Genomic DNA, 23,037 nt, shown 5'->3' with positions numbered 1-23,037 from the left:
CGTCGGAGGATCGACCGTCACCTGGACAATCCGCGCGTTTACTCCGTCTTCGACTGCTCGTCGCGCCGCTTCGCGTCCGTCTCGGGCGACCGCTGCGTTTCCTGTACCACGATCGATTGCTCGAGGACCGACGCCCGCAGGGTCGGTTTCGACGCCGTCGCTTCGCGTCGGTACACGTCGTCGTGCTCTCGGCGGACACCCCGCGGCGTCAGGTAGTTCCCGTCGACATCGACGACGGCTGCCTCGCAGAGTCGCTTCAGGATCGACCGCGCGCCCTCAGTAGTGATCGCCGGCGGGGCGATCGACCGCTCGCGTGCGAGTTCCATCGCCGTCGCGTCCTCGAGCAGCGCCTCGATCTCGCGCTCGTCGTGGCCGCGATCGTCCAGCACCGACCGGACTCGCGCGGCGATCGACGGCGCATGCCCCGTCGGAAACAGCGGCCAGTCGTTCGACGGCGGATCGAGCACGACTCGATAGCGCCGCAACGGCGTCCGCGCACGGGCGGGAAGCGGTACGTCTTCGAGGCGCTGGGACTTCCCCAGCACGCGGATCGTCCCGGTGTAGAAGTCGACGTCGTCCCAGGTCGCACCCGTACGACGGTCGTCCTCCGGGACCCGGAACAGCTCCGCGCCGCGGACCGTCGAGTGAGCGAGGACGGCGACCATCGCGTACTCGCGCAGCCGAGTGCGGCGCTCGCTCGTCGACTGGGCGTCGGCCTCGAGCACCCGCTCGCGGACGTGGCGCTCGAGTGCGCGCCGCTGATCGGCCGTCCAGGAGTCGTCGGATGGCCGCGTGTCGGCGGTCGGCAATGCGGCTTCGGCGCGGTCGGTCGCCGCGGGGTTTCGCTCGAGGACGCCGCCGCGAACACACCACGAGAGGAACGCGCGGACCACCGCGTAGTAGGTGCCAGCGGTCGAGGCAGTGTACTCCCCGCGCTCCGTCCGTCGGCGGAGTTCCTCGGCGTAAGCGCGCATGTGGTCGACCTCGAGCGCGAACAGCGACGTGCGATCGTGCTCTTCCTCGAGCCAGGTGGCCCACCGCCGGAGGATCGATTCCGCGTTGGACGCGTAGGCTCCCGCGCCCGAGCCGTCGGGGTCGCCGACGGCCTTTCGCTGGAGATAGGCGTCGACCGCGTCGGCGATCGCCACTTCGGTCACGACGCGATCACCCGCCCCGGTATCGGACGGAGACGCGATCGCGAGCCTCCGCGTCGCCGCTCGTGGCGGGTATCACCGCGGCAAGAACGGATCGTGCGGGGAACGCCACGGATCATTACTCGTTGGATACTGTTCCACGATCCTAAATCCGTGTTTCGGTCTCACGGATCGGAAAAGTGTGACCCGGCCGCGATCCGATCCGAAGCGTCCGTGTCTCTCGGGTTACCGCGTCGCGCCGAACCGGAGCACGTCCGCGTGGTCGCTGATGAGTCCGTCGACGCCGGCCGCTGCGAGCTGTTCGCCCTGGTACCACGTCGCGAGGGTGAAGACGTTCACGTCTCGACCCTCCTCGTGTGCGACGGCGAGGAGATCGATGTCAGACCAGCCGGCTCCGTCCTCGTAGCGCTGATCAGCGTAAAACGGCGTTCCCTGAATCATGTGGTAGGGCGGGTGAATCGCCTCGGAGTCGTAGCGTCGCGCGATTTCGACACCGTCCCGAACGGAGTTCCAGAGCAGCGGCGCGACGGCGTAGTCGGACGCGTCGCGGGTCGTCGCCAGCGCCGCCTCGTAAAACGACGAGAAGAGGTACTCGTGGTGGAAGTCGTCGACCACGTCGAGCACCCGCGCGACGAAGGGCTGCCAGCGTTGCTTCCGGTCCTCGAGTTCCGCCCGCGGCAGCGATTCGGCGAAGGCCACGTCGAACGACCCCGGGTTCTTCAGTTCGACGTTGACGCCGACGTGGGGCGGAATCGCCTCGAGGACGGACCGCAACCGGGGGACGGTTTCGCCGCTTGCGAGGACCTCGGCGTTCGTGACGGTCGCCGTGTCGGTCTCCCAGACAACGCCCTCGGTGTCGGTGAGGCCGCGCTCGCCGTCGTCGCGACCGGCGAGTCGGCTATCGTGGAACACGACGACGTCGTTTTCCGCGGTCGGAACGACGTCGATTTCGATCATGTCGGCACCGCGTGAGGGGGCGATGGCGGACTGTCCGCCGCGGGAAGCCGCGTCGACCGCGCCGACGGTGTTCTCGGGATAGAGGCCGGCGAAGCCACGGTGGGCGATCAGGTCCGGATCGCCGTCGCGACCGATGGAGTGGCTCCGTTTCGACTCGTCGTGTCGGCGGTTATCGGGAGCGTCGTCATCGCTCCCGCGACCGGGTGTTGCCCCCGCAGCGCCGCCGATTCCGGTCGCCGATGCGCCGGCCGCGACGATAAACGATCGGCGGCGAAGCGCGCCGCTGGACGTGTCCGGGTGGTCGGTTCGTCGCTCGTCGTCGTCGTGTGTCTCGGACATCTACAGGTCGGCAGAGCGGGACGACTGGGAAAACGAATTATAATACCTCTGTATAGTACGGTGGCCGACTATCCGTGCAAACGGTTCGCAGCATACGTCTCTACACGGCCGCTCCGTCCGGCTGGCCGTCGGCGACAGTTCTCGAGAGCGATGCGCCGTTCGGAGTCGCTAGTTCCCGTGCTGTTATTTCATATACCGCTATTTGATATATACTGCAGCAGCGTCGGGCACGATTTCAGCGCGGCGATTCAGGAGGGATGTTGATGCCTGATCTTCTCGGCCGTCATTCCCGGGACCGGCGTCCCGCAGTCCTTGCACTTCCAGTCCGGCGTCGGGACGCCGGGTTCCTTCTCGAGGTCCTGTTTGAACTCGATGCGTGCGCCACACGGACACCGATAGGTCGTGCGGGTCATGCACGACCCAACCCGCCGGTGAGCGATAAACGGTTCGCCGGAGGACACCGGTCGCAGGTCCGTGGCCTCGAGTGTGACAGCGCGCCGGGACCGACTCTGTCGTCTCCTTCCGGAATCGTTCGTCCAGATGCCGCGAAGCCCGTCGAACGGGTCTTGACCCACCTACCGGGGGGCTGTCCGTTCATGAGGACATCCCGGGATCGCTTCGGACCGACCGCCGCGGTATTTCGGCGTCGACGATGGACCGGCCTCGAGCAACCGTCGGGACGCAGCTATCAAGGCCCCGGCAGGCGTCTGCCGGGATACGAGATGCCCGAGGCACACCGTATTCCGGTCGGCAACGCGACGACGGACGCCGCTCCGACCGTCGCCGCCGTCCACCACGAGGCAGACTCCGACGACTGGCTCGTCTGGTGCCATGGCCTGCGCAGCGACAAATCCGGGAGTTACGAGGCTCGGTGTCGCCGGGCCAGCGAAGCGGGGTACAACGCCGTCCGATTCGATGCCAGGGGCTGTGGCGAGTCCGACGGCCAGTTCGTCGATTCGACGCTCGAGACGCGACTCACCGACCTCCGCCACGTCGTCGACTATTTCGATCCCCGATCCTACGCGCTGTTCGGCTCGAGTTTCGGCGGCAAAGTCGCCGTCCACGCCGCCGCCGAGGACGAGCGGGTCGAGGCGGTCGCGGCGCGTGCACCCGTGACGACCAGCGAGCAGTTCGACGAGTACCGGACCGTCGTCGAGCGCGAGGGGGCGTGGACGTTCGATACCGGCGACCGAATCGAACGGCAGTTTTTCGACGCGCTCGAGCGCTACCCGTTCGACGACGTGGTCGGCGAACTCGACGTTCCGGTCGCGATCTTCCACGGCGGCGACGACGCGGTCGTCGATCCGGCCGATAGCTTCGCCGCCGCTGCGCGCCTCGAGACCGACGTCCTCGTCGAGCGGTTCGCAGGCGAAGGCCACCGGTTTTCGGCGACCGGCGAGCAGCGACTGCGTGATCGGCTGTTCGACTGGCTCGCGTGGGCGGACGCTCGCCAGTAGCTGTTTCGGTCGCAATCGACCGCCGTCTCGGTTTATCACGCTGCCCCCTTCTGATAAACCAGATATCGATATACGGACTTCGTGGTGTGATCGATTCCGTTCGCACGGACTGCCACGTCTCCGGCGAGGGGGCTCGCGTGCCACAGACGAGTCACGTCTCCGTCGGCAAACTTCCCGTCCGCGCCCGCGAGCAAACGTGTTTTCTGATCCAGAAAAACCGGACCGCTTTTGATATCCATGCCGGTAGGAACAGCTATACCAGTGAGTGAGGAAACTGACCTGTCGACATTGCTTTCGGTTCTCGACGACGAGTACGCACGGGATATCCTCACCCACACGAGCGTCGAACCCATGTCTGCCAGCACATTGAGCGAACGATGTGACGCGTCTCTCCCGACGATCTATCGGCGGCTCGAGCGGCTCGAGGAGTGTGATCTCGTCACCGAAGAGACGGAACTCGCCTCCGACGGCAACCACTACAGCGTCTATAGTGCGAACCTCGACCGACTGGAGCTGTCGCTGGAGGACGGCTCGTTCACTCTCGAGTTGACGTATCGCGAGGAAGACGTCGCCGACAAGTTCACTCGCATGTGGGAGGGAATGCGATGAGTCGAGAGGTCGTCCGGATCAACGAGGTGACGCTGTTCGAACTGTTGACGATCGCGAGTCTCTTCCTTGTCGCGCTTGTCGGGACGATTATCGCCTATCAGGCCTACCGTGGCTACCGGCGCAACGATGCATCGTCGATGCTCTATCTCGCCATTGGACTCCTCTTGCTGACGCTGTGTCCCTTCCTGATTAACGTGGTGATGACGACGTTCGTCAGGGCGGATCAGATCGTCATCGCGCTGCTCGAGAACGTGAGTCGACTGCTCGGACTGGGCGCGATCACCTACTCGCTGTACGGACGGCACTGATCGATTCGTCGTCGCGAGCAAACGTGTAGGGCCGAAGCCATCCCGGGATCACCGGTTCCGCTGACAGTGAGGAGGGGGTCGAACGACGCAGGACGCCCCCGCGCGAGGGGGAGTCGCGGGGGCGGAGGGGGCAAGGCTGGCGTCGCGACCCATAGTGGGATGATCGGATGCGGGGAGGCACGGGGGACCACGAAGGCGTGTGGTGGCGGCCTCTCTCGTCCCCCATACGTCCCTACCCGCCCCATCGTATTAGTGATACGAGCGCGTTTTCTGGGTCGGAAAATCCGTGCGTTTCGGTCGGGCTCACCCGCCCCCGTCACAGGGTTCTTCGAGAAGGCCGCCGTAGCGTCGCTATGGATTACCTCGTCGGTACTGATTCCGTCCACACGACAGCGGCGATCTGTGACTACCTCGACGACCGGGTGACCCCGGCCGACACCGTGACTGCCGTCGCCGTCCTCCCGGACGACGATCCGACCGCGCGCCGTGACGCCGACGAGGCGTTGAACGTCGCAGCCGTCCGACTCGGGGCTGCCGGTAGCGTCGAGACCGAGCGCCGGTCGGGGTCCCCGGCAACGGTGCTTCTCGAGACGGCGGCGGCGGTCGACGTCGACGAACTCGTCATCGGCGCGCACGGTGGCGATCCCGACGCGACGCGAGCTGTCGGGTCGACCGCGCGGCGGGTCCTGGCTGACGCGACGCAGCCGGTCGTCGTCGTTCCGATTCCCGACCCGTAGGTGGCCCGACGGTTTCGAACCACCCGCGTTCGTCGGGGACGTTCGCGTCGACCGTGGCCGCGGCGATCCTAAAACGGGAACAGCGAATCGGCCTCGAGATCGCGCTCGATGAGTTCGATCTCGTGGCCGTCCTGGTCTTTAGTGAAGGCGTACATGTCGTCGCAGCTCTCGGGGTCGCGGTAGTCCGCTGCGTCCCGAGTCATGAGTCGGTCCCAGTCGTCGTGGAGGTCGTCGAGGCGGACGCAGAGGTGGCCCCACGCGTCGCCCATCTCGTAGCTCCGGCCGTCGTAGTTGTACGTCAGTTCGACGGACATCGCCTCGTCAGCGGCATCCGTGGGTTCGACGAAGTAGTTCGCGAAGGTGTCGGCCTCCCACCGGCCGACCTCGTCGTAGCCGAACTTGCGCGTCCAAAAGCCCAGCGCCTCGTCGGCGTCCTCGACGCGGATCATGGTGTGGTCGAGCGACCAGAGTGCCCCGGCCTCACGCTGGACGATCTCGATCTCGTGGCCGTCGGGGTCTTTCACGAACGCGTAGCGGCCGCCACAGGACTCGGGGTCGCGGTAGTCCTCGACGCCCTCGTCCATGAGCTGCTGGTAGTAGTCCTCGAGTTCGCCTTCGGGAACGCGGACCGCGATGTGGCCCCAGGCGTCACCCAGTTCGGGCTCCTCACCCTCGTTGTGGGTGAGCTCGAGCATTGCGCCGTCCTCGTGCATCCCCTCGGGCCCGAGATAGACGATAGTGAAGCCGTCGCCCTCGTAGCGATCCTTCTCCTCGTACTCGAGGTGGGATCGGTACCAGTCGAGCGAGTCCTCGAGATCAGCGACGCGGATCATCGTGTGATCGAGCGTTCCGTCCATACGCGAACGGACAGCTGCGCCCTCCAAAAAATTGGCGACTGCGGGGCCTACTCGCGGGTCTCCGGCGACTCCGAGCCGCGTTCGGATTCGGAACTGGCGATCTCGGTGGCCGTGATCGTCGCGGTCGGCTCGAGCCCCTTTCGACCGGCGTCGACTCTCGAAAGGCCGACGACGAGGCCGACGAGGGCGACGGTACCAAGCGGCAGGAAGACGAGCGGCGGGACGCCGAGGTAGCCGTTGAGCAGGTAACAGCCGATGACCACGAGGAAGACGGTCAGAGCGTAGGGAAGTTGCGTGCGCACGTGGTCGATCAGGTCCGCACCGGAGAACGTCGCCGAGAGCACCGTCGTATCGGAGATCGGCGAGGCGTGATCGCCGAAGATCGCGCCGGAGAAGACGGCACCGACGGCGACCGGGACGAGTTCGAATCCGCTCCCGAATTCGTACGCGACCTGAATGGCGATCGGAGTGACGAGTCCCATCGTCGCCCAGGACGAACCCATGGTGAACGCGACGAAGGCGGCGATGAACAGGATGAGAACGGGGAGCAACTCGGCCGTGAGGTACGGTTCGGCGATAGTGGCGACGTAGTCGCCCGTGCCGAGCGTCTCCGCGACGCTGCTGATCGTCCACGCGAGCACGAGGATCGTGACCGCCGTCAGCATGATGCCGAAGCCGTCGATGACGGTATCGACGCCGTCGCCGATATCGAAGAGGTCGTAGGCCAGCCCGATCGCGATCGCGGTCGCGACCATCGCGAACGACCCCCAGATCAGCGCCGCCGCGAAGTCACCCGCGCCGACGATGTCGATCAGCACCCGCGTGAGCCCCGTGTCGTCGACGGCGGCACCGAACGCCGTCGGCGCTCCCGCCTCGGCCTGCGCCGAGAGCCACGACTGATACCCCGTCCAGAAGGCGCTCGCGAGCGTCACCGTGATCAGGACGACGACGGGCGCGAAGAAGGTCCGCAGCATCGGGCGCTCGTCGATCGGCGCGCCCAGGTCCTCCTCGACCTTCTGGAGCGGCTGTGCACCCTCGCGGTTGACCGCGCCCGTCGTCCGCGAGCGGTGTTCGGCGTCGAGCATCTCGCCGTAGTCCCGCCCGGTGTAGACGATGATGCCGACCATGACGATCGCCAGCAGCGCGTAGGTGTTGTAGGGGATCGAGCCCACGAACGTCTCGAACGCCGTCGGTGCCTCGTCCGCGACGCCCATGTCGTCGTACGCGCTCCTGATCAGCGACAGCTGAAACGCGACCCAACTCGAGATGCCCAGCGTCGCGACGGGCGCGGCCGTCGAGTCGACGATGTACGCGAGCTTCTCCCGGGAGATGTGGAGCTGATCGGAGAGTTCCCGCATCGTACTCCCGACGATGGCCGTGTTGGCGTAGTCGTCGAAGAACAACACGAGTCCCAGTATCCACGTGGTCAGCCCGACGGTCCGCTGGGTCTCGAGGTGTTCGGTCGCCCAGTGGCGGACCGCGATCGCACCGCCGAGCCGCCAGATGAGCGCGACGCCCGACCCCAACAGGAGCGTAAAGACGAGGATCTGGACGTGGAAGCCGTCGTCGACGATGACCGCGCTGACGATCCAGTCGAAGGTCTGTGCGATGCCGAGACTCTCGGTGTGGATGACCGCCCCCGACCAGATGCCGAGAAACAGCGCCAGCATCGGCCGGCGGGTCACGATCGCGAGGACGATCGCGAGCAGCGGCGGCAACACGGAGAGTGCCCCGTACGTAGCCATAGCTGTCTAGTCTTCGGCTCGCCGGATATTATTGACCGTTCCGATCCGACTCGTGTGATCCTCTCGACAGTACCGCATGCGGACCGATCCGAGCGGCAGCCGAGCCGTCGGGTGACGTGACGAGAACGGGTCGACCTTCCGGGACTAGCGTCGCAGAATCAGTTTCAGCACGTCCTCGTCCTCGAGCACGTGGTCCTTTCCGACCTGCTGTTGGTCGTGGGCCGCGCTGGGACCGGTCACGCGGGCGAAGCGGAACCGCTCTTCCATCTCGCCGCCGAGTTTTTCGACGGCCTCGCCGACGGTGGTCCCCTGCTCGACGACGAGCGGTTCCTCCCAGTCGATACCGCGGCCGGGTTTGTCCATGTAGACCCGGATCAGTCCGAGTCGCTCCCAGATGCGGTCTTTGAGCACGTCGAGCCCCTTCTCCTCTTCGGCGCTGATGAAGGTGACCGCCTCGGGATCCAAATCGCGTTGGCGCAACTGCTCGTCGACCGTTTCCTTGTAGTCGGGATCGATCAAGTCGACCTTGTTGACGCAGGTGATCGAGGGGATATACTCTCGGTTCTCCATCAGGCCGTCGACCAGCCGATCGATGGAGACGTTCTCCTGGAGATTCAGGTCGGCGTTGACGTAGCCGTGCTCGCGGAGGACGTCCTTGATGGTCTTCTCGTTTAAGTCCTGGTCGGTGCTCGAGGTGATCTTGATGCCGTCTTTGATCTTCGGGCGGACCGTGACCTGCGGGGGCTCCTGATCGACGCGGATGTTGATGTCGTACAGCTCCTCACGCAGCCGATCGTACTGCTCGATCTCGAACACCGAGAGCATGAAGATGATGAGGTCGGCGTTGCGGACGACCGCCAGTACCTGCTGGCCGCCGCCTTTGCCCGCCGCCGCGCCTTCGATCAGTCCCGGGACGTCGAGCAGTTGGATGTTCGCGCCACGGTGGTTCAACATCCCCGGGTTGACGTCGAGCGTCGTGAACTCGTAGGACCCCGTCTCGCTCTCCGCGTTCGTCAGCGAGTTCAGCAGCGACGACTTGCCGACGCTCGGGAACCCGACCAGCGCGACGGTCGCGTCGCCGTGTTTCTCGACGGAATAGCCGCCACCGCCGCCCGACCCGGACTGCTGTTTCTCGAGTTTCTCCTTTTTCTCCGCGAGCTTGGACTTCAGCCGGCCGATGTGGGCCTCAGTCGACTTGTTGTAGGGCGTATTGGCTATTTCGTCTTCGATTGCCTCGATTTCATCCTCGAGCCCCATTTGTCAGTATGCAACCGGCCGCGCCGAAAAACCCTTTCGAGACACACGCTGGGACGCCGCCACAGTTCTCCTCCCGAACCGGACACTCGTTTCCTCGGCCGTGTTCGTATCGCCACCGTTGTGTTAGGTATCCTATCCTGTAGAGCTCATGATACGACATGCGACAGCGCGAATACGTTACGGCAGTGGGGAGTAACGTGGGTGCCCTCGCGACGACGGGGGTCGGGAAAGCCCAGCCGGTCGCCCTCGAGCGCGTTCACCCGGCGGAGAGCGAGACGGCCGTGCGATCCGAGGACCGAATCGGATTCGAAGTGGCGGCGACGCCGGGCGTCGATCCGACGGCGACCGATTGGGTGGTCGACGGTCGGACGGGGGTGCGATCGAACCGAACGCACCGTTCCAGGGACTACACTTACGCGCCGTTTCTCCTCTCATTGTCGAGGCGGCGGGAAAAGGTATTGTCGGTCAGCTCCTCCCGAACGGAGTCGTGACCGCCGGCACGATCCGACGCCGAGTCCCCCCTCGGTGGTTCTGGATTCCGTCCGCTGCGTTAGGTTCCCCGGGCGCTCGAGGGGAGACCATATTGACGTATGCTATCGTGGTACATAGATGGGGTGCATGCTAGCGCCAGTATGGACCACCCGGCAGCGATGACGGCAGCACCCGAGGCCACGCCACAGTGGGTGGCAGAGCGGGTGACTCGTCGGTTTGGGGCGCGACGACTCGGCTCCATTACCGATAGAGACGGGACTTCGACACAGATAAACGACCGGCCGGGGATACGGTACCTATGCCGAACGCGTCGCGGCTGCGTGACAGTACCCAGATCGTCCTGCCACGGGAGGCACTCGAGGGGCTCGAGTCGCAGCTCGACGACGAGTTCACCGTCACCGTCGTCCGGGAGGGAGAAGACTACTGCCGCATCATCGGCAGTCCCGTCGAAATCAAGGCGGTAAGCGAGTTCCTCGCTCGACGTGGCGTCACCGTCCGCTGATCGCCGCCCGCCGTGGTCCGACGGGTCCGATCGATCCGACGGTGTCGCTTACCAAACGCAACCAGCCGTGCGGTTCGGCGTCACCGCTCCGGATGCGTCGGCGCATCGAACCCGCCCCGGACGAGGGGCTTCGCGATGTGGCGTCGCGCACACGGCGGGACCTCGTACCAGCCGTCTTCGAGGTCGCGCTCAAGCGGTTGCTCGGCTCGCTCCGCCGCGCTGGTTTTGCAGTCTCGGCAACGATATCCCTGCTTTCGACCGGCGCTCTCCATCGTTCGCTCGCAGTCGGGACAGATCGGCGTTACCCGCTCGGTCCGAACGAGGTCGCGGACGGCGATCTTCTCGAGTTTGAGCGTGCCGTCGGCGACCTCGCCGCAGGCGGTGATCCGATCGCCGACGCGCAGCGCCCGCACGCGATCGCGGAACCGCTTCGTCGGCTCGAACGCCGCACAGGTGAGCCGCTCGGCCGACCGGTCGCCGTCGGCGGCCGGTGATTCGATATCGACGAACACGTGGCCGCCGCGACGTGTTTCGGGCTCGCTCGCGACTCGCCCCTCGACGCGGTAAGCCCGCCCGTTCTCGACGGTCCCGATCGAACCGTCCCGAAGGTGGACGTCCGTCCCCTGGTTAGTCACGAACAGCCGCCCCCCGGCAACGGGCTCGCTCTCGATGCGATCGGCGACCGCACGGACCGCGTCGGGATCGTCGCCGCGGATGCCGTGCAGGATGGGACCGGGCGTGTGGGGGACACAGACGGTCTCGTCCTCGCCGCGGTCGACGGTGTCCCACACCGAGGGATAGCCCCGATCGGCCGCAGCGAAGACGCTCTCGTGGTTCACGTCACGGGGTGTTCCCCAGCGGTCCGGCTCGCGATACGAGATATATTCGTAGGTCCACTCCTCGAGCGCCGCCCAGGAGCCGATCGCGGCCAACGCCCCGATCCGGCCGCGGCCGTCGCCGGCGTGCCACGACCGATACCCGTGGCGCTCGATCAGGGCCGCGGCGGCGGCCGGCTCGAGGTGGTCGCGGATCGCCGTGCGTGTGAACCGACGCACGTCGGCGGGAATCGCGCCCGCCTCGGGTGTGCGGTCGGCCACGACCAGTCCGGGGTTCGTCCGGTCGTCGTCGGTTTCGGCGAGCGACTCGAGGCGGTCGCGAGCGAGTTCGAACGCGCGGGCGGGATCGCAGTCCGTGTGGATCGCCAGCGCGGCGTTGCCACGCGTCTTGTACTCGACGGCGGGGTTGAGCCGAACGAGGAGGATTCGGGATACGGAAGCGTCGCGCTCCTGGCGGAGCCGATCCGCGATCGTCGCGGCGACGTAGGTCGTACACATCCCGCGCTCGCGCGAGTCGGTATCGTCGATCCCGACGACGGTCATCGGCGTCTCTTGGCGGGGGACCGGGGAATCCCTTTCGGGATCTCGTTTCGCCGCCGGCCGGCGGCGGCAAATATATAAGTATACTGCCGTGAAACTCGTGGAATCGCGACACGGCACCCGGATATCCCGGGGAAAAACGTCTTATAGGAGGAATCGCTTACAACCCCGTATGTCCCGCTCCGCACTAGTCGGTAACGTGACCGCGATGTTAGAGGACGCGGGATTCATGGTGAGCGATCGGTGTGCGATCCGGCCGAAGAGCTTCGATATCGCCGCCCGGCGCGGCGAGGATCTGATCCTCGTCAAGATCCTCGCGAACATCGACGCGTTCAACGAGGCGACCGGCCACGAGATGCGACGCCTGGGGACTTACCTCAATGCGACGCCGCTGGTCATCGGCCTGCGCAGCCGCGACGAGGACCTGAAACCCGACGTGGTCTACTTCCGACATGGCGTCCCGGTTTTCAGCCCCGATACGGCGTACAACCTCTTCATCGAGGAGGTCCCGCCGCTGATCTACGCCGCTCCCGGCGGCCTCTACGTCAACATCGACGGCGATCTGTTGGCCGACGAGCGCGAGGACCGCGACTGGAGCCTCGGCCAGCTCGCCAGCGAACTCGGCGTCTCCCGACGGACCGTCTCGAAGTACGAAGACGGGATGAACGCGTCCGTCGAGATCGCGATGGCCCTCGAAGAGATGTTCGACGCGCCACTGACGAGCCCGGTCGACGTCCTCGAGGGAGCGGACGACGTCCACGAGAGCGAAGCAACGCCGGCCGATCCCGAAGCGGACCCGGACGACGAACAGGTCGTCGCCGTCCTCACGCGGGCCGGCTACAGCGTCCACCCGACGGCCCGCTCGCCGTTTACGGCGGTCAGCGAGGACGAAGACGACAGCGAGATCGTTCTGACCGGTCACTCGAAGTTCACGAAGGCCGCGGAGAAACGCGCCCGGATCATGAGTTCGATCGGGCAGGTCACCCGCACCCGATCCGTCTACGTCGTTGACCGGGCGAAACAGGAGTCCGTCGACGGCACCGCACTGGTCGAGCGCGACGAACTCGAGACGTTCCGGAACGCCGACGACCTCCGGGACGTCATCCGGGAGCGCTCCGAGCACGAAGAGGCGGCCTGACAGAGGTCCGCGCCGGCCGCATGGACTGACCGGCAACTCAGCGAGTCCCAATGAAGCCGAATTCCGACGTCGACATCGTCAGCGCACATCGCGGACTCCTCGTCGGGTTCCTGACTGGACTCGGACTCGTGTTCAACTACGGGACGCCCATCACCACCGCGGCCGATGGAGCGCTGTTTGTCGCCGTTGCCGTCGCGCTCGGCTATCCCGTTCTCACGCTGTGTCGCCTGTGTACTGGTTGGTTTTAGTGGGTCGCCGAGTCGGAAGCGTGGCTGAGTCAGACGTGCCCCGAACGTGGCGATCACGTAGAGACGGTTCGCCACGGGGAGACGCTGACGTGTCCATGTGGTTTCGAGGGGCACGCCGACCTCACGGCGTCAGAGACGTTCCTTCGAGAGACCAGCGATTGCGGAATCAGGCCGATGGCACGGCTCGTGCGATTCGAGTGGGACGACCACGGCTGGTCGGGGAAACCATACCCTCATGAACGTCCCAACGAAGTGCGCACAAACCCGCAAGTTGCCTCCGTGAGTCGGTAGCCGAACCCCCAACGGAGGAATCCTCGCACTTTAGCGCGGTGAGGATTCAAGCCGCGCCGCTGCCGTAGGTCTCCTCGAGGTAGTCGACGATATCGTCGCTCTCGTTCATACCCTCGACGCCGGTGGCTTCGTCGGTGATGACCGGAACGCCGGTCTGACCGCTGACCGTCTCGACAGCCGTTCGCTCGTCGTGTGAACGGGGGACCTCGATGACGTCGTACTCGAGCTCGAGCTCGTCGAGTTTCGATCGGACCTTCGCGCAGTACGGACAGCCGGGGAGTTCGTACATCGTGATGTCTGCCATACAGGGGCATTGCCGCGGAAGACGTATCAGATCATCGGTCGACCGGGTGGTTGCCGGGATCGCGGGGAACGGGAGTCGGTGGATCGGCGGGATCGCCGAAGCCGGTACGCGACGGCGGCCGTCAGAACGAGACCATGCCGGCGTCGACGGCGAAGTAGACCACGAAGTAGAGGACGAACGCGAGTGCGAGCGCCCACTGGCCGGTCGATACGTCGTCGGCTTCGCCCATAGCACCTTTGACGAGCGGGTAGCTCATGATGCCGGCCGCGAGGCCGTTCGAGATCGACGCGGTCATCGGCATGACCGTGATCGTCAGTCCGCCGGCGATCGCCCAGGCGGGATGCTGCCAGTCGATATCAGTGACGCCCTGAAGCATGATGATGCCGACGACGACCAGCGCGAGATAGGAGGCGTACTGCGGAATGGCACTGATCAGCGGCACGATGAGCAGGGACAGCAAGAAGAGGAGACCGACGACGAGGGCGGTGAACCCGGTTCGCCCACCCTCTTCGACGCCGGCCGAGGATTCGATGAACGTGGTCACCGTCGAGGTGCCGATCATCGCCCCGACCGTGGTGCCGATCGCGTCGGCCATCAGCGGCCGCTCGATTTCGGGGAGGTCGCCGTTCTCGTCGAGGAAGCCGCCGATCTGGGAGACGCCGATGAGCGTCCCAGCCGTGTCGAAGAAGTCGACGAAGAAGAACGTGAACACGACCAACACGAAGACGAGCGGATCGTCAGTGATCATGCCGAGCCCGTCGATGAAGCCGGCCATCAGGGGCGTGAAGTCGTACTGTACGCTCGCGATCAGACTCAGGAGGCCTTCTTCGGTGACCTGTTCGTAGCTCCCGGGCGGCGTGAGCGTCCCCGGGGCGACGACGTCGGCAGCCGTCAACACCCAGCCGGTGACGGCAGTCGCGACGATCCCGATGACGATCGACCCGCGGATACCCCGTGCGTGGAGGACGAGCATCAGCGCAAGCCCGGCGACCGACAGCGCCGCGACGGCGCTGGTCGCGACGTTACCTAACGACACGAGCGTGTCGGGGTTGTCGACGACGATCTGCATCTCCTGAAGGCCCAAAAAGAGCAGATAGACGCCGATCCCGGCCCCCACGGCGAACTTGACCGGTTCGGGGAACAGTTCGATGATGTACCGTCGCGCGCCGATGGCGGTCAGGAAGATGAAGACGACTCCCTCGACGAAGACGGCCGCGAGCGCGACCTGCCATGGGACGCCGAGCTCGACGACGACCGTGTACGCGAAAAAGGCGTTCAGCCCCATCCCGGGCGCGAGGCCGAACGGCCTGTTCGCCCAGAACGCCATCACGAAGATGGCGACCGCGGAGGAGAGGATGGTCGCGACGGTGATCATCTGTGTGATCTCGCCCGAATTGTAGCCCTCCAGTGTGATCGCCTCGCCGAGAATGGCCGGATTGACGACGATGATGTACGACATCGCCAGGAACGTCGTCAACCCCGCGATCGATTCCGTCTCGAGGTCGGTATCGTGTTCGTCGAAACCGAAGAACGCTGCGAGTGCCCCCATATTGGATGTCCGAGCATAACCACACCGATTAGTTAAGCGTTCTTGTCCGCATCGGGGCCATATATAACCACAATCGTGTATATGTGTGGGAGACGAACCGAACTCGAGTCCGCTCGAGCGCGTTCCGATCGCCTGGGGTTCGACGAGTGGCAGTCGGACCAACGTATTTGACCTCGGAGCGCGTACCATGATATCATGAGGTTTGTCATCGTGGGTTATGGCCGAGTGGGCTCGCGGACGGCAACGATCCTCGCCGAAGAGGGCCACGAGGTCGTCATCGTCGACAACGACATGGACCGCCTCGAGCGCGCCAGCGACGACGCGCTCGAGACGATCCGGGGGGACGGTGCCGACGAGGACGTTCTCGTCGACGCCGGGATCGAGAGCGCCGACGCGATCGGCACGTTCACGCCCGATCTCAACGCCAATTTCGCGGCCTGCATGGTCGGCACGCACCACGGCTGTCGGACCGTTCTGCGGATCGACGAGGACTACCGCGAGGATATCTACGAGAAGTATGCCGAGGAGGTCGACGAGATCATCTACCCCGAACGGCTCGGGGCTGCCGGCGCGAAGACGGCCCTGCTCGGCGGCGACTTCAACGTCGTGGCCGACCTCGCCGCGACCCTCCAGTTGACGGTCCTCGAGATTCGCGAGGGGTCGCCGGCGGTCGGCAAGCGAATGAGCGAACTCGACTTGCCCGAGTCCGCGCGGATCTACGCCCACGGTCGCGCCCGCGAGTCGCTGACGATTCCGCTCCCGGGGACCGAACTCGAGGTCGGCGACGAGGTCGCGCTCATCATCGAAAGCGATCGCACGGACGACGTTCGGTCGACCCTGTTGCCCGCGAACGCCTGATCGAGCGGATCGCTGTACCCGATTCGATTTCCGCTCGGGCGGTATCGTTCATCTGCTACTCTCAAAAGGGGGGAGAGGAACGGGAGTAGGCGCGCAGACGGCTGGATGGGGGAGGGGTGGGGAGACCGTCGCGCGCCTATTCCTTTCGTCACGCTGGGGCCCAATAAAACCGCGTCAGACGACCGACAGACGGGAGTCAGACTCGGTCGGTTTTACCCCGTCCGCGGTGGGCATCCGACCCACCGTCAGGCATCACTTGCCGCCCGGCGGCCGGCAGCAACGACTCGGCCGCGGTTCAGTTCCCGGCCTCGAGACGGAACACGAGGACGTTCTGGTGGACCATCGAGGGGACGAACGAGAAGGGGTAGCCGTAGACGTGGAGGTCCTTCGTCGGATCGTACCAGATCAGGTTCGCCGCGAGCGTGAGCGGGGCGGTCGACTCGATCGCCCGCGCGAGGTCCGCCGAGAGGAACTCGTAGGACTGCTCGCGGTACATGTCGCCGATGAAGACGACGACGTGACCGTCCGGCGTGACGGCGTCGGTGAACCGGTCGAACTTGTCGGCCATGTCGGCGAGCCACTCGGCTTTCGTTCGTTCGCTGCCGCCTCCATCGTCCGCATCGGTGTCGACGGTCGCGTCACTGGCTTCGGCACCGCCGAACGATCCCAACTTGCTCTCGCGCGTTTCGCGCTCGTTGCGCGTCTGCTCGAGCTCGTCCATGTGCCAGTACGGAACGTCGGTCAGCAGGAGGTCCACGGAGTCGTCGGGGACGTCGGCGAGTAATTCGACGCAGTCCCCGTGGCGCATGTCTTGCTCGGCGAGGGGCGGGTCGCCGCGAGCGCGGCGCTCGTCGTTTTCCGCCTCGAGAACTTCCCGGTAGAGATCGACCCAGCGCTCGGTCCGTTCGAATCCGATTGCGTGCCGCAGGCCGGTCCCCTCGTGTTCGCAGAAACTCGCACCGAGCAGGGTGCCGCCGACGCCCGCAAAGGGATCGAGGACGGTGTCGCCGGCCTTGCTGAACCGGCCGATCAGGTCCGCACAGAGTCGCGGCGGTTTCTGGCCGCCGTGTTCGTTGCGCCGGTCGTGCTGGACGGCAGGCGGGTAGCCCTCGGCGATCACGGACTTCGTGGCGTATTTCCACTCCTTGCCCGTGAGGTCGTTCACTCGATTGCGCTCGTCGTAGATTCCGCGTCCCTCGACGTAGCGCTGGTGGTCGGCCAGGTCGTCGGTATCGATCACCTCGCCGTCTTCGACCGGCAGGGATTCCTCCCGTGCACGGTCGGCGTCGAACGCGCCGTCGTCGTCCGTGAACAGGCGGCTCTGGCGGTGTCGATCCCCGTCGTCTGCCATACCTCGAGTGCTCACTCGGGCCGCTTAAACGCTTGTGCCTCGGGTCGACCTGCGCGGGAGATCGGACCGCTGCGTGCCCGCCATTTTTGGCCGTTCGTCCGAAAGGCGACTGCTATCGATGGTGCTCCTCGAGGATGTCGTTCTGTTCGGCATCGCCGCCCTCGCTCTGTGGCTCGGCGCACGGTCGCTCGTGACCGGCGCATCTAGACTCGCCAGTGCGGCGGGCGTGTCCGCGCTCGTCGTCGGCCTCACTGTCGTCGCGTTCGGGACGTCAGCGCCGGAAATCGTGGTCTCGACCGGGGCCGCAGTCGAGGGTCGGGGTGACGTCGCGGTGGGAAACGTCATCGGTTCGAACGTGTTCAACACTGGCGTCATCCTCGGTCTCGTCGCCGTCATCACGCCGTTTCGCGTGATGGAATCGTTACTCCGCCGCGACGCGATCGCGATGGCGGGGTCGACGATCGTCGCAGCTGCCGTCCTCGCCGACGGCGTCGTTTCGCGACTCGAGGGGGCGATACTCCTCGTTCTCCTGACCTGCTATCTCGGTGTGCTCTGGGTCGCGATTCGAGCGGCAACCGACGGAGACGGCGGGCGAGCGAAACCGATCGACGGCGGTACGACCGCTCTCGTTGAGCGCGACCGACACGACGTTCGTGTCGGTATCGAGGGGGGACGCATTCTCGTCGGTCTCGTCCTCGTCATCGTCGGGGGGCGCGTCCTGGTCGATTCGGCAGTCGGACTCGCCCTCGCCGCCGGTGTTTCGGAGTGGGCGATCGGTGCGACGGTCGTCGCGGCCGGCACCTCGATCCCGGAACTCGTGACCTCCGTCGTGGCCGCTCGCGGGGACGGCGTCAGTATCGCCGCGGGGAACGTCATCGGATCGAATATTTTCAACGTCGTCGGCGTGCTGGGGATCGCCGCGGTGTTCCGGCCGCTCACCGCCGATCCGGCCGTCTTCGTTGCGTTGGCGTGGCTGGGCGTACTGACCGCGTTCGCCACGGCCGTGCTCGCGACCGGACGGCGGCTCACCCGCCTCGAGGGAGTCTCGCTCGTCGTTCTCGGGGTGGGCTACTCGGTCGTGAGTCTGATTCCGTGAGCCGCTGGACACCGACCGGATCGAACGCGTGCCGCCCCGAAAGCCTGGTGACACGAGTGTTAGCGAGACCATTTGTATCCAGCCACCCTCCGTTCGTGTATGAATATGCTCGTCGACGGCGAGTGGCGGACCGACGCCTACGAGTCGACTGGCGACGACGGCTCGTACGAACGCCAGACGACCCCCTTCCGGGACGAGGTTCGGGACGAACCCGACGCTCGGTTCCAGCCCGAGGCCGGCCGATACCACCTGTACGCCGCCTACGCCTGTCCGTGGGCTCACCGGACACTGATAACGCGGGCACTGTTGGGACTCGAGGACGCGATCTCCGTCTCGATCGTCGACCCGTACCGCGACGCGGACGGCTGGCAGTTCACGCCGGACAAGGAGGGCTGTACGCGTGACCACCGCCACGACGCCGATTTCCTCCGCGAGTTGTACGTGCGCGCGGACCCGGACGCGACCTGTCGCGTAACGGTCCCGGTCCTCTGGGACAAGGAGGAGGAGACCATCGTCAACAACGAGTCCGCGGAGATCATGCGGATGCTCGACACCGAGTTCGACGATGTCGCGTCTCGAGACGTTGATCTCTATCCCGAGGGATACCGCGACGAGGTCGACCGGATCATCGACGAGATTTACGAGCCGATCAACAACGGCGTCTATCGGGCCGGATTCGCCACGGAGCAGGGGCCCTACGACGAGGCGGTCGACGACCTCTTTTCGGCGCTCGATCACTGGGACGAGGTGCTGGCCGATCAGCGCTACCTCGCCGGCGACCGACTGACCGAGGCCGATATCGCGATGTTCACGACGCTCGTTCGGTTCGATAACGTCTATCACACGCACTTCATGTGTAACGTCCAGTACATCCGCGAGTACGACAACCTCTGGCCGTACCTCCGTGATCTGTATCAGACGCCCGGCGTCGCCGGGACGGTGAACATGGCCCACATCAAAGAACACTACTACACGACCCACCCCGACGTGAATCCACACCGGATCGTCGCTCGCGGCCCCGATCTGCACTTCGAGGCCCCCCACGACCGCGACGACCGTCCGGGCGGACCGCCGTCCGATCTCGTCGCGGCGGCGAGTACCGACGACTAGCCGGACGGGACACTCGAGCGGAAACCGAACGGGCCGGCGGCGTTAGGACTCCGCGGCCGTTCGGTCGGCCTCGGCGTCTGCAACATCGGCGTCTTCGGCGTCCGATTCGTCGGCTTCGGTTTCCGGTTCGGCGGAGTCGTGGCGGCCGGAGCCGGTGCGCCCGGACTCGCGACGCCAGGTTTCGAAGCTGTGCTCGAACTCCTCGTCCGCGACGAATACTTTCCAGAGAATCCAGACGGGAACGAGAACGGGGATCAACGGGATGAGAACGACCACGAGCACTGCGGCCATGATATAGCCGAACAGTGACATCTGGGTGTTCGGCCCGTAGCCCGTCGACTCGGACACCTTGACTGACATGTGCTCGGCTACGAACGTGTCGGTATTCCGTCTTTCGATCCCCTCGAGCGACCGCGATACCGATGCCGGCAGTCATCCTACCTGTCATTTCGATGGTGGGTTGGTTGAGTGACGACGCGACGCTCCCTACAGGTCGTAGGCCGTTTCGATCGCGAACGTCTCCTCGGGCTCCGGGACCCCGAATTCGGACTGGTGATCGACCGCGGCGGACCGGTCGAGTTCCCGGAAACCGTATTTGTACTCCGGCCCGCGCCGCACGAGTGGCTCCCCGAACACCGCGAGCGTCGGCCCGTACGCCGACGCCAGCGTCTCGAGCGTTTCCCGAGCGACGACGACCCAGTTGAACGACCCGCTGCCGTCGTCAAGGAGGAGCATGCGGACGTCGATCGCGGCGAGAACGGTGTCGTTCAGTGCCGTCCCGAGGGCTCGACACAGACGACTCGAGTGCGCGCCGTCGGTCGGCGGGTATCGAAACGCGGCCGTCGCAATGGGTTCGTTCGCATCGTCGACCACGACCAGCCGGAACGCTCTGGGATGATCCGGATGCTTGGGTTCGATCCACTCGTCGCTCCCGATGCTCCGAAATTCGAACCCGTATCCGAACTCGGCCAGCGCTCTGTCGAGCGGCACCTCGAGAGTGCGTTTGTGGTGGTAGGTGTTGTCCGCGGTCACGCCGCGGCCGCTCTCGCTCAGGATGCCCTGTACCGTCCCGGTTTTCGCGCGTTCGGGATCGCTGCCGGTACCGAGCCCCCGTACAACGGCCCCGTCGACGGCGACCGCTTTCGTCGCGTCGCGTATCGAATCGGGAGCCTCGATCGCGCCGCCGCCGATCTCCTCGTCGGAGAGACCGAACTGGCGAAGGACATCGACGACGTCCGCCGCAGCGGTGATCGCGTCGTCCGATGGAGAGTCACGGGCCATGTTTCCCGTATGCGGCCGCGATACCATAATTCGTTCTGTCGCGTTGATATTCTGTTGTCAGGGGGCGGATTGCGGACGGAGTGGAGTCGCGGCCGTTCGTCCGCTGTCGGATCGCCTCATTCGTCGTTCAGAACCGTCTCGGCGTCGTCTCGTGGCCGATAGCCGAGGTCGCGCATCGTCTCGGACAGCGAGAGGAAGCGTTCGGCGTTGGCGGAGATTCCGTGTGCGGTCAGGGGCGACCCGCCAAGGGTTGCCGTCACGGCCGCGTTGAGCAGCCGCCGGCAGTCGTCGGGACTCAGCCACATCGCGCGGGCGTAGCGCTCGCCCGCACCGTCCCGCTCCTGACACTCCCGTCTGAGATCGTCACGGGTGAGCAGCCAGCCGATCCGCAGGTTCACCACCTCGAGGCCGTGGCGCTTCGCGTAGTACGATCCCATGGCTTCGCCGAAGACCTTGGTGACGCCGTAGTAGGTGTCGGGGTCCGCCGGATCGTCGGGTCGGACGATGGCCGGACGGCCCACGGTCGACTCCGGCCGGATTCCCGAGACGGTGTTTCGCATGTTGACCGCGTGGTTCGAACTCGCGAAGACCACCCGCTGGAGGTCGTGCTCGATCGCCGCTTCGAACGCGTTGTAGACGCCGCCGATGTTCGGCCCTCGCACCTCGTCCCACTCGGCCCGCGGCGACGGATTCGCCGCGAGGTGGAGCAACACGTCCTGGCCCTCGAGCGCGCTCGCGAACGCTTCGCGATCCTTGATCTCGAGGGGCTGGGTGTCGAGGTCGTCGGTCTCGCTGTGTGAGAAGCACGTGAGTTCGTGGTCGTCGTCCGGAAACGCCGCGATGGCTTCCCTCCCGACGGTCCCCGATGCGCCGGTGATTGCGATGGCCGTCATACGGACCGGACGGTCACGGCGCGGAAATAGATCGGGCCAGCGTCTTCCGGCCTCGCGCCGGCGACTCGAGATGGTGACGCAACGCTGTCAACGGTCGGCCGCAGACCTTTGTCCGACCCGATCGTACCCGGTCCCGTGACTGCCCCCACGACTTGGGAGGTCGAACTCCGCGTCCCCGAGGACGCGGCTCTCGACGCCGCGGGCGAGTCCCGGACCATCGAGGTCCGCGAGGACCAGTCGATCCTCGCGGCGGCCCGATCGGCGGGCCTCTGGCTGTCGGCGGACTGCCAGCAAGGGTGGTGTATCACTTGCGGTGCGAAACTCCGCTCCGGCGAAGTCGATCACAGTCAGGCCAAACGATACTACCCGTCGGACGAGGCGGCGAACTTCGTTCTCACCTGCGTCGCTCGGCCCCGCTCCGACTGCGTCATCGAGGTCGAACAGTCCGAGGCACTGCTCCGGCATCGCGCCGACCACGACAAGCCGCCGGGGCGGTCGAAACTCGATTAGGGGCGAACGCGGTTCGACGCAACCGGACCCGGCACTTGCCCCACGGAACGTTTTCCGCCCCCGCGGCGTACCGGTGAGTATGGCCGACCCACAGTTTACGGGTCTCCTGCTCTACGACGGCGACTGCCCCTTCTGTTCGGCGGCTTCGACCGCGGTGCGACGCCTCGAGTCCGTCGGCGTCGTTCCGTGGGACGACCCGGCCGCACAGGAGTTCCTCGCGGCCCAGTTCGGCGACACTCCCTTCGCGCTCTTTTTCGTCGATATCGAGGCCGACACGGTCTGGGCGGGGCGGGCTGCCGCCACCGAACTGTGCAAGCGGGCCGGACTTCCCGTGCTCGTCCGGGACATCGTCGACGAGAGCTACGAACGGGTCGCGGACGCCGTGCAGTTCGTCTCGGGAACCGATCGAGAGATCGATCCCTATCACGACGCCTATCCGCTGTCCGACGACGCCGCGGCGCTGTTCGATACTCTCGCGACTGCCGGGACGCGGACCCATAGTCCGGACGCCTGAGATTGGTTTCGGCGGCCCGGCCACGAGCCTCGTGGGCAAGCGGTTCGTTCGAGCGACCGCTCGATTACTGCACCTCGATCGAACCGCGTCTCAAGTACGGCGGT

General features: G+C 65.7%; 26 protein-coding genes and 1 pseudogene. 14 read left to right on the top strand and 13 right to left on the bottom strand.

Annotation, left to right across the window (positions count from 1 at the left end):
• Positions 1-38: 38 nt before the first annotated feature.
• The 3 genes from FGF80_RS04140 to FGF80_RS19015 all read right to left on the bottom strand — a co-directional run bounded on the left by FGF80_RS04140 (position 39) and on the right by FGF80_RS19015 (position 2,863).
• A complete protein-coding gene (locus FGF80_RS04140; RefSeq protein WP_138652364.1) occupies positions 39-1,157 on the bottom strand; it encodes a tyrosine-type recombinase/integrase in 1,119 nt (372 codons plus the stop codon).
• A 222-nt stretch (positions 1,158-1,379) separates the two neighbouring features.
• Positions 1,380-2,450 carry a glycerophosphodiester phosphodiesterase gene (locus FGF80_RS04135; RefSeq protein ID WP_138652362.1) on the bottom strand — a complete coding sequence of 357 codons (1,071 nt, stop codon included), beginning with the start codon at positions 2,448-2,450 and terminating at the stop codon, positions 1,380-1,382.
• 248 nt (positions 2,451-2,698) lie between these two features.
• The gene (locus FGF80_RS19015) at positions 2,699-2,863 is read right to left on the bottom strand and encodes a hypothetical protein (protein ID WP_006184487.1); all 165 of its coding nucleotides are present in this window, start codon (positions 2,861-2,863) and stop codon (positions 2,699-2,701) included.
• A 309-nt stretch (positions 2,864-3,172) separates the two neighbouring features.
• Between FGF80_RS19015 and FGF80_RS04130 the strand changes: the two genes are divergently transcribed.
• The 4 genes from FGF80_RS04130 to FGF80_RS04115 all read left to right on the top strand — a co-directional run bounded on the left by FGF80_RS04130 (position 3,173) and on the right by FGF80_RS04115 (position 5,561).
• On the top strand, positions 3,173-3,907 hold the full coding sequence (locus FGF80_RS04130) for an alpha/beta hydrolase family protein (RefSeq protein WP_138652360.1): 735 nt from the start codon (positions 3,173-3,175) through the stop codon (positions 3,905-3,907).
• Between the two features lie 261 nt (positions 3,908-4,168).
• Positions 4,169-4,516 carry an ArsR/SmtB family transcription factor gene (locus tag FGF80_RS04125; RefSeq protein ID WP_006184489.1) on the top strand — a complete coding sequence of 116 codons (348 nt, stop codon included), beginning with the start codon at positions 4,169-4,171 and terminating at the stop codon, positions 4,514-4,516.
• Positions 4,513-4,824, top strand: coding sequence for a DUF7521 family protein (locus tag FGF80_RS04120; RefSeq protein WP_006184490.1), 312 nt, complete (start codon positions 4,513-4,515; stop codon positions 4,822-4,824). The genes FGF80_RS04125 and FGF80_RS04120 overlap by 4 nt, the downstream gene beginning before the upstream one ends.
• Positions 4,825-5,177: 353 nt before the next feature.
• A complete protein-coding gene (locus tag FGF80_RS04115) occupies positions 5,178-5,561 on the top strand; it encodes a universal stress protein (RefSeq protein WP_138652358.1) in 384 nt (127 codons plus the stop codon).
• A 68-nt stretch (positions 5,562-5,629) separates the two neighbouring features.
• On the opposite strand, the gene FGF80_RS04110 is transcribed toward FGF80_RS04115, so the two are convergent.
• From FGF80_RS04110 to FGF80_RS04100, 3 genes are all read right to left on the bottom strand, one after another.
• Complete coding sequence (locus FGF80_RS04110; protein WP_138652356.1) at positions 5,630-6,418, bottom strand: VOC family protein; 789 nt, start codon at positions 6,416-6,418, stop codon at positions 5,630-5,632.
• Between the two features lie 47 nt (positions 6,419-6,465).
• Positions 6,466-8,163 carry a Na+/H+ antiporter NhaC family protein gene (locus FGF80_RS04105; RefSeq protein ID WP_138652354.1) on the bottom strand — a complete coding sequence of 566 codons (1,698 nt, stop codon included), beginning with the start codon at positions 8,161-8,163 and terminating at the stop codon, positions 6,466-6,468.
• Between the two features lie 144 nt (positions 8,164-8,307).
• Positions 8,308-9,420: an OBG GTPase family GTP-binding protein gene (locus FGF80_RS04100; protein ID WP_006184493.1), complete on the bottom strand. Its 1,113-nt coding sequence runs from the start codon at positions 9,418-9,420 to the stop codon at positions 8,308-8,310.
• A gap of 158 nt (positions 9,421-9,578) precedes the next feature.
• On the opposite strand from FGF80_RS04100, the gene FGF80_RS04095 reads away from it, so the two are divergent.
• A complete protein-coding gene (locus tag FGF80_RS04095; protein WP_175416976.1) occupies positions 9,579-9,911 on the top strand; it encodes a hypothetical protein in 333 nt (110 codons plus the stop codon).
• 299 nt (positions 9,912-10,210) lie between these two features.
• Positions 10,211-10,414 (top strand): VNG_1110C family protein, encoded by a 204-nt coding sequence (locus FGF80_RS04090; RefSeq protein ID WP_006184495.1) that lies wholly within the window; start codon positions 10,211-10,213, stop codon positions 10,412-10,414.
• Between the two features lie 80 nt (positions 10,415-10,494).
• Here FGF80_RS04090 and FGF80_RS04085 read toward each other — a convergent pair whose 3' ends face one another.
• A complete protein-coding gene (locus FGF80_RS04085) occupies positions 10,495-11,793 on the bottom strand; it encodes a tRNA(Ile)(2)-agmatinylcytidine synthase (RefSeq protein ID WP_006184496.1) in 1,299 nt (432 codons plus the stop codon).
• Between the two features lie 169 nt (positions 11,794-11,962).
• On the opposite strand from FGF80_RS04085, the gene FGF80_RS04080 reads away from it, so the two are divergent.
• From FGF80_RS04080 to FGF80_RS04070, 3 genes and pseudogenes are all read left to right on the top strand, one after another.
• Positions 11,963-12,928: a transcriptional regulator gene (locus tag FGF80_RS04080; protein WP_006184497.1), complete on the top strand. Its 966-nt coding sequence runs from the start codon at positions 11,963-11,965 to the stop codon at positions 12,926-12,928.
• Between the two features lie 50 nt (positions 12,929-12,978).
• Complete coding sequence (locus FGF80_RS04075) at positions 12,979-13,176, top strand: hypothetical protein (protein WP_006184498.1); 198 nt, start codon at positions 12,979-12,981, stop codon at positions 13,174-13,176.
• A gap of 6 nt (positions 13,177-13,182) precedes the next feature.
• Positions 13,183-13,467 (top strand): annotated as a pseudogene (locus FGF80_RS04070) (IS200/IS605 family transposon protein TnpB); the annotation flags it as partial.
• 46 nt (positions 13,468-13,513) lie between these two features.
• Here the strand turns inward: FGF80_RS04070 and FGF80_RS04065 are convergent.
• Positions 13,514-13,771, bottom strand: coding sequence for a glutathione S-transferase N-terminal domain-containing protein (locus FGF80_RS04065; RefSeq protein WP_006184499.1), 258 nt, complete (start codon positions 13,769-13,771; stop codon positions 13,514-13,516).
• Positions 13,772-13,892: 121 nt separating this feature from the next.
• Positions 13,893-15,320 (bottom strand): NCS2 family permease, encoded by a 1,428-nt coding sequence (locus FGF80_RS04060; protein WP_138652352.1) that lies wholly within the window; start codon positions 15,318-15,320, stop codon positions 13,893-13,895.
• 195 nt (positions 15,321-15,515) lie between these two features.
• Here FGF80_RS04060 and FGF80_RS04055 point away from each other — a divergent pair, with 195 nt between their 5' ends.
• Positions 15,516-16,178, top strand: coding sequence for a potassium channel family protein (locus tag FGF80_RS04055; RefSeq protein ID WP_049907926.1), 663 nt, complete (start codon positions 15,516-15,518; stop codon positions 16,176-16,178).
• 295 nt (positions 16,179-16,473) lie between these two features.
• On the opposite strand, the gene FGF80_RS04050 is transcribed toward FGF80_RS04055, so the two are convergent.
• Positions 16,474-17,529, bottom strand: a complete 1,056-nt coding sequence (locus tag FGF80_RS04050) for a DNA methyltransferase (RefSeq protein WP_006184503.1) — start codon at positions 17,527-17,529, stop codon at positions 16,474-16,476.
• A gap of 118 nt (positions 17,530-17,647) precedes the next feature.
• Here FGF80_RS04050 and FGF80_RS04045 point away from each other — a divergent pair, with 118 nt between their 5' ends.
• Both FGF80_RS04045 and FGF80_RS04040 read left to right on the top strand, forming a co-directional pair.
• Positions 17,648-18,625 (top strand): calcium/sodium antiporter, encoded by a 978-nt coding sequence (locus FGF80_RS04045; protein ID WP_138652350.1) that lies wholly within the window; start codon positions 17,648-17,650, stop codon positions 18,623-18,625.
• Between the two features lie 99 nt (positions 18,626-18,724).
• A complete protein-coding gene (locus FGF80_RS04040; RefSeq protein ID WP_138652348.1) occupies positions 18,725-19,735 on the top strand; it encodes a glutathione S-transferase family protein in 1,011 nt (336 codons plus the stop codon).
• A gap of 42 nt (positions 19,736-19,777) precedes the next feature.
• Here FGF80_RS04040 and FGF80_RS04035 read toward each other — a convergent pair whose 3' ends face one another.
• The 3 genes from FGF80_RS04035 to FGF80_RS04025 form a co-directional block, all read right to left on the bottom strand.
• A complete protein-coding gene (locus FGF80_RS04035) occupies positions 19,778-20,095 on the bottom strand; it encodes a DUF7535 family protein (protein ID WP_138652346.1) in 318 nt (105 codons plus the stop codon).
• A 126-nt stretch (positions 20,096-20,221) separates the two neighbouring features.
• The gene (locus FGF80_RS04030) at positions 20,222-21,016 is read right to left on the bottom strand and encodes a hypothetical protein (protein ID WP_138652344.1); all 795 of its coding nucleotides are present in this window, start codon (positions 21,014-21,016) and stop codon (positions 20,222-20,224) included.
• 116 nt (positions 21,017-21,132) lie between these two features.
• A complete protein-coding gene (locus tag FGF80_RS04025) occupies positions 21,133-21,909 on the bottom strand; it encodes an NAD-dependent epimerase/dehydratase family protein (protein WP_138652342.1) in 777 nt (258 codons plus the stop codon).
• A gap of 135 nt (positions 21,910-22,044) precedes the next feature.
• Here FGF80_RS04025 and FGF80_RS04020 point away from each other — a divergent pair, with 135 nt between their 5' ends.
• The gene (locus tag FGF80_RS04020) at positions 22,045-22,419 is read left to right on the top strand and encodes a 2Fe-2S iron-sulfur cluster-binding protein (protein ID WP_138652340.1); all 375 of its coding nucleotides are present in this window, start codon (positions 22,045-22,047) and stop codon (positions 22,417-22,419) included.
• Positions 22,420-22,498: 79 nt separating this feature from the next.
• Positions 22,499-22,933 carry a thiol-disulfide oxidoreductase DCC family protein gene (locus tag FGF80_RS04015; protein ID WP_138652338.1) on the top strand — a complete coding sequence of 145 codons (435 nt, stop codon included), beginning with the start codon at positions 22,499-22,501 and terminating at the stop codon, positions 22,931-22,933.
• Positions 22,934-23,037 lie beyond the last annotated feature (104 nt).

The organism is Natrinema pallidum (genome assembly GCF_005890195.1).
Taxonomy (GTDB): domain Archaea; phylum Halobacteriota; class Halobacteria; order Halobacteriales; family Natrialbaceae; genus Natrinema; species Natrinema pallidum.
Note: the sequence above shows the minus strand (reverse complement) of the source record. Positions and strands in the feature narration are given on the sequence as shown.

Bases quoted from the DNA above. Each gene is read 5' to 3' on its own strand.
- FGF80_RS04035 (WP_138652346.1), bottom strand. From the start codon at position 20,095: ATGTCAGTCAAGGTGTCCGAGTCGACGGGCTACGGGCCGAACACCCAG.
- FGF80_RS04050 (WP_006184503.1), bottom strand. From the start codon at position 17,529: ATGGCAGACGACGGGGATCGACACCGCCAGAGCCGCCTGTTCACGGAC.
- FGF80_RS04030 (WP_138652344.1), bottom strand. From the start codon at position 21,016: ATGGCCCGTGACTCTCCATCGGACGACGCGATCACCGCTGCGGCGGAC.
- FGF80_RS04060 (WP_138652352.1), bottom strand. From the start codon at position 15,320: ATGGGGGCACTCGCAGCGTTCTTCGGTTTCGACGAACACGATACCGAC.
- FGF80_RS04090 (WP_006184495.1), top strand. From the start codon at position 10,211: ATGCCGAACGCGTCGCGGCTGCGTGACAGTACCCAGATCGTCCTGCCA.
- FGF80_RS04130 (WP_138652360.1), top strand. From the start codon at position 3,173: ATGCCCGAGGCACACCGTATTCCGGTCGGCAACGCGACGACGGACGCC.
- FGF80_RS04055 (WP_049907926.1), top strand. From the start codon at position 15,516: ATGAGGTTTGTCATCGTGGGTTATGGCCGAGTGGGCTCGCGGACGGCA.
- FGF80_RS19015 (WP_006184487.1), bottom strand. From the start codon at position 2,863: ATGACCCGCACGACCTATCGGTGTCCGTGTGGCGCACGCATCGAGTTC.
- FGF80_RS04100 (WP_006184493.1), bottom strand. From the start codon at position 9,420: ATGGGGCTCGAGGATGAAATCGAGGCAATCGAAGACGAAATAGCCAAT.
- FGF80_RS04085 (WP_006184496.1), bottom strand. From the start codon at position 11,793: ATGACCGTCGTCGGGATCGACGATACCGACTCGCGCGAGCGCGGGATG.
- FGF80_RS04115 (WP_138652358.1), top strand. From the start codon at position 5,178: ATGGATTACCTCGTCGGTACTGATTCCGTCCACACGACAGCGGCGATC.
- FGF80_RS04065 (WP_006184499.1), bottom strand. From the start codon at position 13,771: ATGGCAGACATCACGATGTACGAACTCCCCGGCTGTCCGTACTGCGCG.
- FGF80_RS04110 (WP_138652356.1), bottom strand. From the start codon at position 6,418: ATGGACGGAACGCTCGATCACACGATGATCCGCGTCGCTGATCTCGAG.
- FGF80_RS04015 (WP_138652338.1), top strand. From the start codon at position 22,499: ATGGCCGACCCACAGTTTACGGGTCTCCTGCTCTACGACGGCGACTGC.
- FGF80_RS04105 (WP_138652354.1), bottom strand. From the start codon at position 8,163: ATGGCTACGTACGGGGCACTCTCCGTGTTGCCGCCGCTGCTCGCGATC.
- FGF80_RS04045 (WP_138652350.1), top strand. From the start codon at position 17,648: ATGGTGCTCCTCGAGGATGTCGTTCTGTTCGGCATCGCCGCCCTCGCT.
- FGF80_RS04080 (WP_006184497.1), top strand. From the start codon at position 11,963: ATGTCCCGCTCCGCACTAGTCGGTAACGTGACCGCGATGTTAGAGGAC.
- FGF80_RS04120 (WP_006184490.1), top strand. From the start codon at position 4,513: ATGAGTCGAGAGGTCGTCCGGATCAACGAGGTGACGCTGTTCGAACTG.
- FGF80_RS04040 (WP_138652348.1), top strand. From the start codon at position 18,725: ATGAATATGCTCGTCGACGGCGAGTGGCGGACCGACGCCTACGAGTCG.
- FGF80_RS04135 (WP_138652362.1), bottom strand. From the start codon at position 2,450: ATGTCCGAGACACACGACGACGACGAGCGACGAACCGACCACCCGGAC.
- FGF80_RS04095 (WP_175416976.1), top strand. From the start codon at position 9,579: ATGCGACAGCGCGAATACGTTACGGCAGTGGGGAGTAACGTGGGTGCC.
- FGF80_RS04075 (WP_006184498.1), top strand. From the start codon at position 12,979: ATGAAGCCGAATTCCGACGTCGACATCGTCAGCGCACATCGCGGACTC.
- FGF80_RS04025 (WP_138652342.1), bottom strand. From the start codon at position 21,909: ATGACGGCCATCGCAATCACCGGCGCATCGGGGACCGTCGGGAGGGAA.